This is a genomic window from Salmonella enterica subsp. enterica serovar Typhimurium str. LT2 (assembly GCF_000006945.2).
GTDB lineage: Bacteria > Pseudomonadota > Gammaproteobacteria > Enterobacterales > Enterobacteriaceae > Salmonella > Salmonella enterica.
Genome location: NC_003197.2, coordinates 4,388,224 through 4,401,824, shown reverse-complemented (window position 1 = coordinate 4,401,824; position 13,601 = coordinate 4,388,224). Strand labels below are relative to the sequence as shown.

Sequence of the window (13,601 nt, the reverse complement as noted above, 5' to 3'; positions counted from 1 at the left end):
TCAACATGCTGAAACGCTTTAGGATCGTCAGAAGCAGAAGATTAATCCAGGGTTGGATTCATGTGACGCAGATCATATGGCGTAATCTGGTAGACATAATAGTTGAGCCAGTTAGTAAACAGTAAATTACCGTGGCTGCGCCAGGTTGCGCGCGGTATGTTTTGCGGATCGTTTTTTGGGAAATAGTTGTACGGAACCTCCGGATTTAACCCGGCCTCAACGTCACGAAAATATTCACCCGCTAACGTATGAGCGTCATATTCAGGATGACCGGTGACAAACGCAATACGTTTATCTTTGCTGGCAAACAGGTACGCATCCCCTTCTTCTGTTTCGGCCAGAATTTCAAGATCCGTATAATCCCGTATCAGCGCCGCCGGGAAATCGGCATAGCGTGAGTGTGGCGCCAGAAACGAATCATCAAAACCACGCGTTAACAGAGCATGTGGATGAAGGATGTGATGTTCATAGACGCCGGAAAGTTTATCTGTACGGGTCTGCTTAGGGATACCATACAGAATATTGAGTGCGGCCTGAACGGCCCAACAGACAAATAGCGTCGAAGTAACGTGATCTTTCGCCCATTCCAGCACCTGCCTAATCTGCGGCCAGTAAGCCACGTCATTAAACTCCACCAGACCCAGCGGCGCTCCGGTCACGATAAGCCCATCAAAGTTCTGATCGCAGATATCGTCGAAGTTACAGTAAAAGTTGTTCAGATGCTCGGCTGGCGTGTTCCTCGACTCGCGGGCATCTATCCGCAGTAGTTGAATATCGACCTGCAATGGCGAGTTCGATAGCAAACGCAGAAACTGATTTTCCGTTTCAATCTTCTTCGGCATCAGGTTAAGGATAAGTACCTTTAGCGGGCGAATTTCCTGACCTGATGCGCGAGAAGTCGTCATGACGAAGACATTCTCCTCACGTAAAAAATTGACGGCGGGTAGCTCGTCCAGCACGCGAATCGGCATAACCTGATAACCTCACGACATACGTTTAAACGTTTAGACATCCAGATAGCTGAAGATACTCAGAAATCAGGCGAATGTCGAGTCTGCAAGTTCAAGGTGAGAAAGTTTCACGACAGCATTTGCATTAGAATAGAAGTAAGCAAAAAAGGAGTGAAGATGATGATTAACATTCGCCGTTCAAGGCATGAGGAAGGGGAAAAACTGATTGCGATCTGGCGTCGCTCAGTCGATGCCACGCACGATTTTCTGTCAAACGCTTATCGGGCCGAACTGGAAGAACTGGTGAGCGATTTTCTGCCAGAAGCGCCACTATGGGTTGCCGTGACCGATCAGGATGAGCCGGTAGGGTTTATGCTGCTTACCGGTGAGCATATGGATGCTCTGTTTATAGATCCGGACGTGCGCGGTCAGGGTATCGGTAAGATGCTGGTTGAACATGCGTTAACACTGGCGCCGGGATTGACAACCAATGTTAACGAGCAAAATACACAAGCTGTTGGATTTTATAAGAAAATGGGATTCAAGGTGACGGGACGTTCGGAGGTCGACGATCTTGGGAAACCGTATCCATTATTGAATTTAATTTATCCGTGAGTAGCGGCGCTGTCTGATAAGTGCATGTAGGCCGGATAAGGCGAAGCGGCCATCCGGCGGTGCAGGTTGCCTGATGGCGCTGCGCTTATCAGGCCTACATTTTTACAGTTACCGCACACGCAAAAAAGCCCGTCCTGACGGACGGGCTTCTTCACTTGTTTGATGCCTGGCAGTTTATGGCGGGCGTCCTGCCCGCCACCCTCCGGGCCGTTGCTGCGCAACGTTCAAATCCGCTCCCGGCGGATTTCTCCTCCTCAGGAGAGTGCTCACCGACAGACCACAGATAAAACAAAAGGCCCAGTCTTTCGACTGAGCCTTTTGCTTAATTTGATGCCTGGCAGTTCCCTACTCTCGCATGGGGAGACCCCACACTACCATCGGCGCTACGGCGTTTCACTTCTGAGTTCGGCATGGGGTCAGGTGGGACCACCGCGCTACGGCCGCCAGGCAAATTCTGTTGCCAGAAACGAATCTTTTACACCGATGCTGCGTTGGCTGCATTCGCAAAGTCAGTCACATACTTCTGTATGCTCCTTCCTTTCCTTCATTTGCCGCCTTGCCTCAGCGTAAAATCTTTCGTTCCCGAAAATCCGGAATCAGTGCTGAAAATCTTCTCTTAACCGCCAAAACATCTTCGGCGTTGTAAGGTTAAGCCTCACGGTTCATTAGTACCGGTTAGCTCAACGCATCGCTGCGCTTACACACCCGGCCTATCAACGTCGTCGTCTTCAACGTTCCTTCAGGAGACTCTAAGTCTCAGGGAGAACTCATCTCGGGGCAAGTTTCGTGCTTAGATGCTTTCAGCACTTATCTCTTCCGCATTTAGCTACCGGGCAGTGCCATTGGCATGACAACCCGAACACCAGTGATGCGTCCACTCCGGTCCTCTCGTACTAGGAGCAGCCCCCCTCAGTTCTCCAGCGCCCACGGCAGATAGGGACCGAACTGTCTCACGACGTTCTAAACCCAGCTCGCGTACCACTTTAAATGGCGAACAGCCATACCCTTGGGACCTACTTCAGCCCCAGGATGTGATGAGCCGACATCGAGGTGCCAAACACCGCCGTCGATATGAACTCTTGGGCGGTATCAGCCTGTTATCCCCGGAGTACCTTTTATCCGTTGAGCGATGGCCCTTCCATTCAGAACCACCGGATCACTATGACCTGCTTTCGCACCTGCTCGCGCCGTCACGCTCGCAGTCAAGCTGGCTTATGCCATTGCACTAACCTCCTGATGTCCGACCAGGATTAGCCAACCTTCGTGCTCCTCCGTTACTCTTTAGGAGGAGACCGCCCCAGTCAAACTACCCACCAGACACTGTCCGCAACCCGGATTACGGGTCCACGTTAGAACATCAAACATTAAAGGGTGGTATTTCAAGGTCGGCTCCATGCAGACTGGCGTCCACACTTCAAAGCCTCCCACCTATCCTACACATCAAGGCTCAATGTTCAGTGTCAAGCTATAGTAAAGGTTCACGGGGTCTTTCCGTCTTGCCGCGGGTACACTGCATCTTCACAGCGAGTTCAATTTCACTGAGTCTCGGGTGGAGACAGCCTGGCCATCATTACGCCATTCGTGCAGGTCGGAACTTACCCGACAAGGAATTTCGCTACCTTAGGACCGTTATAGTTACGGCCGCCGTTTACCGGGGCTTCGATCAGGAGCTTCGCTTGCGCTGACCCCATCAATTAACCTTCCGGCACCGGGCAGGCGTCACACCGTATACGTCCACTTTCGTGTTTGCACAGTGCTGTGTTTTTAATAAACAGTTGCAGCCAGCTGGTATCTTCGACTGACTTCAGCTCCATGAGTAAATCACTTCACCTACGTGTCAGCGTGCCTTCTCCCGAAGTTACGGCACCATTTTGCCTAGTTCCTTCACCCGAGTTCTCTCAAGCGCCTTGGTATTCTCTACCTGACCACCTGTGTCGGTTTGGGGTACGATTTCGTGTTACCTGATGCTTAGAGGCTTTTCCTGGAAGCAGGGCATTTGTTGCTTCAGCACCGTAGTGCCTCGTCGTCACGCCTCAGTGTTAAAGTGAACCGGATTTACCTGGAACACACACCTACACGCTTAAACCGGGACAACCGTCGCCCGGCCAACATAGCCTTCTCCGTCCCCCCTTCGCAGTAACACCAAGTACGGGAATATTAACCCGTTTCCCATCGACTACGCCTTTCGGCCTCGCCTTAGGGGTCGACTCACCCTGCCCCGATTAACGTTGGACAGGAACCCTTGGTCTTCCGGCGAGCGGGCTTTTCACCCGCTTTATCGTTACTTATGTCAGCATTCGCACTTCTGATACCTCCAGCATGCCTCACGACACACCTTCACAGGCTTACAGAACGCTCCCCTACCCAACGAACGTATCCCTAAGCCAACTCGACTTTAATGAACGCTTTGACGTCGCTTCGCTCCGTCAATCGTCAACTCCGTAAAGTTGTCTTGGGTGATACGTTCGCTGCCGCAGCTTCGGTGCATGGTTTAGCCCCGTTACATCTTCCGCGCAGGCCGACTCGACCAGTGAGCTATTACGCTTTCTTTAAATGATGGCTGCTTCTAAGCCAACATCCTGGCTGTCTGGGCCTTCCCACATCGTTTCCCACTTAACCATGACTTTGGGACCTTAGCTGGCGGTCTGGGTTGTTTCCCTCTTCACGACGGACGTTAGCACCCGCCGTGTGTCTCCCGTGATAACATTCTCCGGTATTCGCAGTTTGCATCGGGTTGGTAAGCCGGGATGGCCCCCTAGCCGAAACAGTGCTCTACCCCCGGAGATGAATTCACGAGGCGCTACCTAAATAGCTTTCGGGGAGAACCAGCTATCTCCCGGTTTGATTGGCCTTTCACCCCCAGCCACAGGTCATCCGCTAATTTTTCAACATTAGTCGGTTCGGTCCTCCAGTTAGTGTTACCCAACCTTCAACCTGCCCATGGCTAGATCACCGGGTTTCGGGTCTATACCCTGCAACTTAACGCCCGGTTAAGACTCGGTTTCCCTACGGCTCCCCTATACGGTTAACCTTGCTACAGAATATAAGTCGCTGACCCATTATACAAAAGGTACGCAGTCACACAGGTAAACCTGTGCTCCCACTGCTTGTACGTACACGGTTTCAGGTTCTTTTTCACTCCCCTCGCCGGGGTTCTTTTCGCCTTTCCCTCACGGTACTGGTTCACTATCGGTCAGTCAGGAGTATTTAGCCTTGGAGGATGGTCCCCCCATATTCAGACAGGATACCACGTGTCCCGCCCTACTCATCGAGCTCACAGCACATGCGCTTTTGTGTACGGGGCTGTCACCCTGTATCGCGCACCTTTCCAGACGCTTCCACTAACACACATGCTGATTCAGGCTCTGGGCTCCTCCCCGTTCGCTCGCCGCTACTGGGGGAATCTCGGTTGATTTCTTTTCCTCGGGGTACTTAGATGTTTCAGTTCCCCCGGTTCGCCTCATTAACCTATGGATTCAGTTAATGATAGTGTGACGAATCACACTGGGTTTCCCCATTCGGGTATCGCCGGTTATAACGGTTCATATCACCTTACCGGCGCTTATCGCAGATTAGCACGCCCTTCATCGCCTCTGACTGCCAGGGCATCCACCGTGTACGCTTAGTCGCTTAACCTCACAACCCGAAGATGTTTCTTACGATTCATCATCGTGTTGCGAAAATTTGAGAGACTCACGAACAACTTTCGTTGTTCTGTGTTTCAATTTTCAGCTTGATCCAGATTTTTAAAGAGCAAATATCTCAAACGTGACTCGTAAGTCAGTTTTGAGATATTAAGGCAGGTGACTTTCACTCACAAACCAGCAAGTGGCGTCCCCTGGAGGTTTGACCTCATCAGTTTGAACGCTGGCGTCCCCTAGGGGATTCGAACCCCTGTTACCGCCGTGAAAGGGCGGTGTCCTGGGCCTCTAGACGAAGGGGACACTGAAGTCTCAATCGCAAGACGCCTTGCTATTCACTTTTCATCAGACAATCTGTGTGAGCACTTCAAAGTACGCTTCTTTAAGGTAAGGAGGTGATCCAACCGCAGGTTTCCCCTACGGTTACCTTGTTACGACTTCACCCCAGTCATGAATCACAAAGTGGTAAGCGCCCTCCCGAAGGTTAAGCTACCTACTTCTTTTGCAACCCACTCCCATGGTGTGACGGGCGGTGTGTACAAGGCCCGGGAACGTATTCACCGTGGCATTCTGATCCACGATTACTAGCGATTCCGACTTCATGGAGTCGAGTTGCAGACTCCAATCCGGACTACGACGCACTTTATGAGGTCCGCTTGCTCTCGCGAGGTCGCTTCTCTTTGTATGCGCCATTGTAGCACGTGTGTAGCCCTGGTCGTAAGGGCCATGATGACTTGACGTCATCCCCACCTTCCTCCAGTTTATCACTGGCAGTCTCCTTTGAGTTCCCGACCTAATCGCTGGCAACAAAGGATAAGGGTTGCGCTCGTTGCGGGACTTAACCCAACATTTCACAACACGAGCTGACGACAGCCATGCAGCACCTGTCTCACAGTTCCCGAAGGCACCAATCCATCTCTGGAAAGTTCTGTGGATGTCAAGACCAGGTAAGGTTCTTCGCGTTGCATCGAATTAAACCACATGCTCCACCGCTTGTGCGGGCCCCCGTCAATTCATTTGAGTTTTAACCTTGCGGCCGTACTCCCCAGGCGGTCTACTTAACGCGTTAGCTCCGGAAGCCACGCCTCAAGGGCACAACCTCCAAGTAGACATCGTTTACGGCGTGGACTACCAGGGTATCTAATCCTGTTTGCTCCCCACGCTTTCGCACCTGAGCGTCAGTCTTTGTCCAGGGGGCCGCCTTCGCCACCGGTATTCCTCCAGATCTCTACGCATTTCACCGCTACACCTGGAATTCTACCCCCCTCTACAAGACTCAAGCCTGCCAGTTTCGAATGCAGTTCCCAGGTTGAGCCCGGGGATTTCACATCCGACTTGACAGACCGCCTGCGTGCGCTTTACGCCCAGTAATTCCGATTAACGCTTGCACCCTCCGTATTACCGCGGCTGCTGGCACGGAGTTAGCCGGTGCTTCTTCTGCGGGTAACGTCAATTGCTGCGGTTATTAACCACAACACCTTCCTCCCCGCTGAAAGTACTTTACAACCCGAAGGCCTTCTTCATACACGCGGCATGGCTGCATCAGGCTTGCGCCCATTGTGCAATATTCCCCACTGCTGCCTCCCGTAGGAGTCTGGACCGTGTCTCAGTTCCAGTGTGGCTGGTCATCCTCTCAGACCAGCTAGGGATCGTCGCCTTGGTGAGCCGTTACCTCACCAACTAGCTAATCCCATCTGGGCACATCTGATGGCAAGAGGCCCGAAGGTCCCCCTCTTTGGTCTTGCGACGTTATGCGGTATTAGCCACCGTTTCCAGTAGTTATCCCCCTCCATCAGGCAGTTTCCCAGACATTACTCACCCGTCCGCCACTCGTCAGCGAAGCAGCAAGCTGCTTCCTGTTACCGTTCGACTTGCATGTGTTAGGCCTGCCGCCAGCGTTCAATCTGAGCCATGATCAAACTCTTCAATTTAAAAGTTTGATGCTCAAAGAATTAAACTTCGTAATGAATTACGTGTTCACTCTTGAGACTTGGTATTCATTTTTCGTCTTGCGACGTCAAGAATCCGTATCTTCGAGTGCCCACACAGATTGTCTGATAAATTGTTAAAGAGCAGTGCAACGCGGCTTTCGCTCACCGTTGCGAGGTGGCGTATATTACGCTTTCCTCTTTCAGAGTCAACCCTGAATTTCAGGATTTTTCTCTTCAACCGACCGGCTGTTTGTGTGAAGTGATTCACATCCGCCGTGTCGATGGAGGCGCATTATAGGGAGTTCTCTGCTGACCGCAATAGAAAAATTGCAGAAAAATGACTGTTTGCTGCATTCCCCAGCAAAACCCCTGGTTATACCCATTTACGCACAGACTTATCCACAAAATGCGCGTTCATCTCCTGGATCTTCTCACTCTGCAAATGATCTTTCAGGGATAAAAGCGGGGCCAGAATTTAAAAAGAAAAATTCGCGAGCGTTGCGCAAACGTTTTCGTTACAATGTCGCCGCAAAATGAGAATACCCCATAAGGGGCGTTAGCTGAGTTTTTCACGAAAAATTCAGCTAACGCTCTCTGTAATCGTCAAATCCAGGGGATTTACCATGCAACAACGTCGTCCAGTCCGCCGCGCTCTGCTCAGTGTTTCTGACAAGGCCGGTATCATCGAATTCGCCCAGGCACTTTCCGCACGCGGTGTGGAGCTGCTGTCTACGGGGGGCACCGCCCGCCTGTTAGCAGAAAAAGGCCTGCCGGTGACCGAAGTTTCCGATTACACCGGTTTCCCGGAAATGATGGATGGACGCGTAAAGACCCTGCATCCAAAAGTCCACGGCGGCATCCTCGGTCGTCGCGGCCAGGACGATGCCATTATGGAACAGCACCACATCGCCCCTATCGATATGGTTGTCGTTAACCTGTATCCGTTCGCCGAGACCGTGGCACGCGAAGGCTGCTCGCTGGAAGATGCGGTAGAGAACATTGATATCGGCGGCCCGACCATGGTGCGCTCTGCTGCTAAGAACCATAAAGACGTGGCCATCGTGGTGAAGAGCAGCGACTACGACGCCATTATTAAAGAGATGGATGCTAACGAAGGTTCTCTGACCCTCGACACCCGTTTCGATCTCGCGATTAAAGCCTTCGAACACACCGCCGCCTACGACAGCATGATCGCTAACTACTTCGGCAGCATGGTTCCGGCCTACCACGGTGAAAGCAAAGAAGCCGCCGGTCGCTTCCCGCGTACGCTGAATCTGAACTTCATTAAGAAGCAGGATATGCGCTATGGCGAGAACAGCCACCAGCAGGCAGCCTTCTATATAGAAGAAAATGTGAAAGAAGCGTCCGTTGCCACCGCACAGCAGGTTCAGGGCAAAGCGCTTTCTTACAACAACATCGCTGATACCGACGCGGCGCTGGAGTGTGTGAAAGAGTTCAACGAGCCAGCCTGCGTAATCGTCAAGCACGCTAACCCGTGCGGCGTGGCGGTGAGCACCACTATTCTCGACGCTTACGACCGTGCGTATAAAACCGACCCAACCTCCGCGTTCGGCGGCATTATCGCCTTCAACCGCGAACTGGATGCCGAAACCGCGCAGGCCATTATCTCCCGCCAGTTCGTGGAAGTGATCATCGCCCCGTCCGCAACCGAAGAGGCGCTGAAAATCACCGCCGCCAAACAGAACGTTCGCGTTCTGACCTGCGGTCAGTGGGCACAGCGTGTGCCGGGTCTGGACTTCAAGCGTGTTAACGGCGGCCTGCTGGTTCAGGACAGGGATCTGGGTATGGTGAGCGAAGCTGAACTGCGCGTGGTCTCTAAACGCCAGCCGACCGAGCAGGAGCTGCGCGATGCGCTGTTCTGCTGGAAGGTCGCCAAGTTCGTGAAATCCAACGCCATTGTGTATGCGAAAGAGAACATGACTATCGGTATAGGCGCAGGCCAGATGAGCCGCGTGTACTCCGCGAAAATCGCTGGCATTAAAGCGGCTGACGAAGGTCTGGAAGTGAAAGGTTCCGCGATGGCCTCCGACGCGTTCTTCCCGTTCCGTGACGGTATTGATGCCGCTGCCGCCGTTGGCGTGAGCTGTGTGATCCAGCCTGGCGGTTCTATCCGTGATGACGAAGTGATTGCCGCTGCCGACGAACACGGTATTGCGATGATCTTCACTGACATGCGCCACTTCCGCCATTAATGGAGCGAAACATGAAAGTATTAGTGATTGGTAACGGCGGACGCGAACACGCGCTGGCCTGGAAAGCCGCACAGTCGCCGCTGGTTGATACTGTTTTTGTCGCACCGGGTAACGCCGGTACCGCGCTGGAGCCCGCGTTGCAGAACGTGGCTATCGGCGTCACCGATATTCCGGCGCTGCTGAGCTTTGCCCAGCACGAGAAGATTGACCTGACCATCGTTGGCCCGGAAGCGCCGCTGGTGATTGGCGTGGTCGATGCGTTCCGCGCGGCGGGTCTGAAGATCTTTGGCCCAACCGAAGGGGCCGCCCAACTGGAAGGCTCCAAAGCCTTCACCAAAGATTTCCTCGCTCGTCACCAGATTCCGACGGCGGAATACCAGAATTTCACCGAGATTGAGCCAGCCCTGGCTTATCTGCGTGAGAAAGGCGCGCCGATCGTCATCAAAGCTGACGGTCTGGCTGCCGGTAAAGGCGTTATCGTGGCGATGACGCTGGAAGAAGCCGAAGCCGCCGTTCATGACATGCTGGCAGGCAACGCCTTTGGCGACGCGGGCCACCGTATCGTGATTGAGGAGTTCCTCGACGGCGAAGAGGCAAGCTTTATCGTGATGGTCGACGGCGAGCACGTGCTGCCGATGGCCACCAGCCAGGATCACAAACGCGTAGGCAACGGCGATACCGGCCCGAACACCGGCGGCATGGGGGCTTACTCTCCGGCTCCAGTGGTGACCGATGAAGTCCACCAGCGCACCATGGAACGGATCATCTGGCCAACCGTGAAAGGCATGGCGGCAGAAGGGAATACCTATACCGGCTTCCTGTACGCGGGTCTGATGATCGACAAGCAGGGCAACCCGAAAGTTATCGAGTTCAACTGCCGCTTCGGCGATCCGGAAACCCAGCCGATCATGCTACGCATGAAGTCGGACCTGGTGGATCTTTGCCTGGCCGCCTGCGACGGCAAGCTGGATGAGAAAACCTCCGAGTGGGACGAACGCGCTTCATTAGGCGTGGTGATCGCCGCGGGCGGTTATCCGGGCAGCTACAGCACCGGCGACGAGATCCACGGCCTGCCGCTGGAAGAAGTGGCTGACGGTAAAGTTTTCCACGCGGGCACCAAACTCGCCGATGACGACCGCGTGTTGACCAGCGGCGGCCGCGTACTGTGCGCCACCGCGCTGGGCCACACCGTGGCTGAGGCGCAGAAACGCGCTTACGCCCTGATGACCGACATCCGCTGGGACGGCAGCTTCAGCCGTAACGACATTGGCTGGCGCGCCATTGAGCGTGAGCAAAACTAACGGCTGAGTTTAGCCAGCAGCGTTTTGCGCGTAATGCCCAATTGACGGGCGGCTTCCGTTTTGTTGCCGCCCGTTTTTTCCAGTGCCGCCAGAATCACCTCTTTTTCAACGTCCACCAGCGGTTGGATCTCACCACTGTATTCCGTTTTTATCGGCGTCGCGGCAATAGCGAGAGGCAATTCGCGTTCAGAAATGTATTCTCCCGTCAGCAACACCACCGCCCGCTCGATAGCGTTTTCCAGCTCACGGATATTGCCCGGCCAGTCGTAGTGGATCAGCAGATCCATCGCCTGCGGCGTAAACCCCTTCACCACTTTGCGGTTACGTTCGGCAAAACGCCGCAGAAAATGGTCTGCTAGTAGCGGAATATCTTCCCGACGCTGGCGCAAAGAAGGCATTTCAATCGCCACCACATTCAGGCGGTAATAGAGATCCTGGCGAAAGCGACCGGCACTCACCTCTTCCGCCAGGTCGCGGTGGGTAGCGGCAATTAACCGAACATCCACAGATATCGTCTGGTTACTTCCCACGCGTTGCACTTCGCGCTCCTGAATCGCCCGCAGCAAACGTACCTGCATTAACGGCGAGATATCGCCGATTTCATCAAGAAACAATGTCCCGCCGTCAGCTTCGACAAAGCGTCCCTCCCGACGTTTATCCGCGCCGGTAAACGCGCCTTTTTCGTGTCCGAACAGCTCGGACTCCAGCAGCGATTCATTAAGCGCGGCGCAGTTGAGCGTGACCAGCGGTCTATCGCTCCTGGCGCTACAGGCGTGTAGCGCCCGCGCCACCAGCTCTTTACCCGTGCCGGAGTCTCCGTGAATCAATACCGTGGCGTCTGATGGTGCGACCATCGCGATTTCATTCAGTAAATGTTGCATCGCCGGACTGCTGCCAATCATGCCAAACTGCGCAGCCGACGCCGATGGCAATTCAGCGCCCGTTTCCCGCGTATGCGCCAACGCCTTTTCCAGCGTCTCCTGCAGACGGTCAAAATCCAGCGGTTTAATTAAATAGTCGAGCGCGCCGGCTTTCAACGCCTCTACCGCCGTTTCCACGCTGGAAAATGCCGTCATAATCAAAATCGGAATGGCGGGATTGAGCGCTTTAATCTCCTTCAGCGTGGCGATACCGTCCATCTCCGCCATACGCACATCGCACAGTACCAGATCAAAGACTTTCTCACGCACCTGAGCCAACGCATCATGCCCACTGTAGGCCAGAGCGACGTTATAGCCCCAGCCCCGAAGCAGCGCCTGTAAAATCGTGCAGTGGCTTACATCATCATCCACAACCAGAATATCGATTTTTCCGCGTATCACCCTTGTTAATCCTGTTGTCTCGCTATCACTGGCAACCAGATAGTAAAGACCGCGCCTTTACCCTCAATACTTTTCACCTTAATCGCGCCGCCATGCTGTTCGATGATATTTTGCACCACAGCCAGCCCCAGGCCTGTCCCGTCAGCTTTGGTCGTAAAATAAGGCGTAAAAATCGCCTCCAGCTGATCCGGGGCGATCCCTTTCCCGCTATCGGTAACAGTGATGATAACGCGGTCGGTCCCACTTTCTTTTGCCTCTACGCTAATCGTTCCCTGGCGGCCAATCGCATGAATAGCGTTCAGGTACAGATTCAACAGCACCTGAGTCAGCCTGTCCGGGTCAGCCTGAATACGCTTAAGCGTCTCATTCGCCGTGAATCTCAACTGAATCTCTCTGCTTTGGGCATCCTGACTGACCAGATTCAGGGAGTGAGTAATAATATCATTGAGGTTAACCGTCTGGAGCGTCAGATGCGCGGGCTTTACCAGTTCGAGCAATTCGCTTACCACCCGGTTCAAACGGTCGGCCTCTTTGGCCATCACCTGCGCCAGTTCATGCGACTCGCCGCCGGCAGGCGTGCGCTCGGCAAAGTATTTCGCCAGCCCTTTGATGGACGAGAGCGGGTTACGAATTTCGTGCGCGACGCCCGCCGCCAGATGCCCCATCGCCACCAGCTTTTCTTTACGCTTCATTGCATCAAGCAGTTCTCTGTGCGAGCGCTGATAACGCTGATGCCAAAAAAACGCCAGTAACGTTGCCAACAGCACCGCCGCTAACGCAGACAAAACAATCAGCGTATTACGCCACTCCCTTGCCTGTGTCGCGGCCAGCTCGCTGGCGTCAAAGGCAATAAAAATAGTTTGTTTCGCTGGTTCGTCGTCATTGGCGCTACGCGCCATGCCGTGCCCCCTCATACCGTGACCTCTCATACCGAAAAGCGGCTGGAACTGACGGTAAATTTCCAGCGCAGGCACCGTCTCGCCGTTAGCAGCAACGTCGACACGCCGCCAACGCTCCTGCGGCCCGGGGTTTAGTTGATGCATTTCAGATGGGGAATAGAGCGATTTGCCCACCATGCCAGGGTTGCTATGAGTGATGATTACCCCCTGCGCATCCGTTACGGCGAACCACAACACGCCTGGCTGACCCGCCATCTCTTCCAGCAATGTCTGCTGCTGCGCGTGATGCATCCGCATTCCCATACCTACTCGCGTGCCGGACTCCAGAGCGCGAATGAGTACATTTCCCTTTTCCAGCAGCGTCTGCCTGGCGGCAGCGCTCTCACGGCCATAGTCGCGAATGACCATAATGGAAAATAGCCCCACCAGAATGAAGATCGCCGCAGGTAACAGTCGACTCAACCACGTTGCAGCGGCATCTTTATGTAATCGTATAAAACTCACAGGCTTCCCCGGCTCGTTTTTATTTTCCTTACTTAAGCAGAGATCATGCCATTCTTCGCTCCGCATAACCGCGCGTTGTCGCACACCCTTTCGGATACGGATGGGTAAAAATGACTCGCCAGGCGGGTTATGCGAGTCATTTTTACTCGCTTTTTGCCGCCTGAAGCGGGTTAACTCGCTGCCCGACAAGGAATAGTTACCTGGCACGGAAGATGCAAGAGAGAG

6 protein-coding genes, 1 tRNA gene, 3 rRNA genes and 13 other annotated features are annotated in these 13,601 nt (G+C 53.8%); of the genes, 3 read left to right on the top strand and 7 right to left on the bottom strand.

The window, feature by feature from the left end:
* Nucleotides 1-41: 41 nt before the first annotated feature.
* Nucleotides 42-1,159, bottom strand: a protein-coding gene (gene metA / locus STM4182; RefSeq protein NP_463047.1) for a homoserine transsuccinylase. Within the gene, nt 42-971 belong to an annotated coding region; the region does not span the whole gene.
* Nucleotides 972-977, bottom strand: a ribosome-binding site (putative RBS for metA; RegulonDB:STMS1H004092). Its footprint overlaps the gene before it by 6 nt.
* Nucleotides 992-1,002, bottom strand: a protein binding site (putative binding site for MetJ, RegulonDB: STMS1H000287).
* Nucleotides 1,000-1,010: a protein binding site (putative binding site for MetJ, RegulonDB: STMS1H000286), on the bottom strand. (Overlaps the previous feature by 3 nt.)
* Nucleotides 1,117-1,122: a ribosome-binding site (putative RBS for yjaB; RegulonDB:STMS1H004091), on the top strand.
* Here metA and yjaB point away from each other — a divergent pair.
* The gene (gene yjaB / locus STM4181; protein ID NP_463046.1) for a putative acetyltransferase occupies nt 1,117-1,565 on the top strand. Within the gene, nt 1,128-1,565 belong to an annotated coding region; the region does not span the whole gene. The genes metA and yjaB overlap by 43 nt on opposite strands.
* Nucleotides 1,127-1,135: a -10 signal (putative -10_signal for metA; RegulonDB:STMLTH004653), on the bottom strand. Its footprint overlaps the gene before it by 9 nt.
* Nucleotides 1,151-1,159 (bottom strand) — a -35 signal (putative -35_signal for metA; RegulonDB:STMLTH004653).
* A 328-nt stretch (nt 1,566-1,893) precedes the next feature.
* Here yjaB and rrfE read toward each other — a convergent pair.
* The 4 genes from rrfE to rrsE all read right to left on the bottom strand — a co-directional run bounded on the left by rrfE (nt 1,894) and on the right by rrsE (nt 7,137).
* A 5S ribosomal RNA gene (gene rrfE / locus STM4180) occupies nt 1,894-2,015 on the bottom strand.
* A gap of 192 nt (nt 2,016-2,207) precedes the next feature.
* Nucleotides 2,208-5,201 (bottom strand): 23S ribosomal RNA (rrlE, locus tag STM4179).
* 235 nt (nt 5,202-5,436) lie between these two features.
* A tRNA-Sec gene (gene gltV, locus STM4178) sits at nt 5,437-5,509 on the bottom strand.
* A gap of 83 nt (nt 5,510-5,592) precedes the next feature.
* Nucleotides 5,593-7,137 (bottom strand): 16S ribosomal RNA (gene rrsE / locus STM4177).
* The 16S, 23S and 5S rRNA genes sit together here with 1 tRNA gene alongside, the layout of an rRNA operon.
* A gap of 486 nt (nt 7,138-7,623) precedes the next feature.
* Nucleotides 7,624-7,632: a -35 signal (putative -35_signal for purH; RegulonDB:STMLTH004652), on the top strand.
* On the opposite strand from rrsE, the gene purH reads away from it, so the two are divergent.
* Both purH and purD read left to right on the top strand, forming a co-directional pair.
* Nucleotides 7,624-9,350 (top strand): IMP cyclohydrolase gene (purH, locus tag STM4176; RefSeq protein NP_463045.1). Within the gene, nt 7,761-9,350 belong to an annotated coding region; the region does not span the whole gene. Its footprint overlaps the feature before it by 9 nt.
* Nucleotides 7,640-7,656: a protein binding site (putative binding site for PurR, RegulonDB: STMS1H000345), on the top strand. (Overlaps the previous gene by 17 nt.)
* Nucleotides 7,644-7,652, top strand: a -10 signal (putative -10_signal for purH; RegulonDB:STMLTH004652). It overlaps the preceding feature by 9 nt.
* Nucleotides 7,748-7,753 (top strand) — a ribosome-binding site (putative RBS for purH; RegulonDB:STMS1H004089).
* Nucleotides 9,350-9,355: a ribosome-binding site (putative RBS for purD; RegulonDB:STMS1H004088), on the top strand.
* Nucleotides 9,350-10,651 (top strand): phosphoribosylglycinamide synthetase gene (gene purD / locus STM4175; protein ID NP_463044.1). Within the gene, nt 9,362-10,651 belong to an annotated coding region; the region does not span the whole gene. (Overlaps the previous feature by 6 nt.) The genes purH and purD overlap by 1 nt, the downstream gene beginning before the upstream one ends.
* Here the strand turns inward: purD and hydG are convergent.
* Nucleotides 10,648-11,987, bottom strand: a protein-coding gene (gene hydG, locus STM4174) for a response regulator in two-component reguatory system with HydH (protein NP_463043.1). Within the gene, nt 10,648-11,973 belong to an annotated coding region; the region does not span the whole gene. The two genes, purD and hydG, sit on opposite strands and share 4 nt — an antisense overlap.
* The gene (gene hydH, locus STM4173; RefSeq protein ID NP_463042.1) for a sensory kinase in two component regulatory system with HydG occupies nt 11,979-13,388 on the bottom strand. Within the gene, nt 11,979-13,376 belong to an annotated coding region; the region does not span the whole gene. The genes hydG and hydH overlap by 9 nt, the downstream gene beginning before the upstream one ends.
* Nucleotides 11,982-11,987: a ribosome-binding site (putative RBS for hydG; RegulonDB:STMS1H004087), on the bottom strand. Its footprint overlaps the gene before it by 6 nt.
* Nucleotides 13,383-13,388: a ribosome-binding site (putative RBS for hydH; RegulonDB:STMS1H004086), on the bottom strand. (Lies within the gene hydH.)
* Nucleotides 13,389-13,601 lie beyond the last annotated feature (213 nt).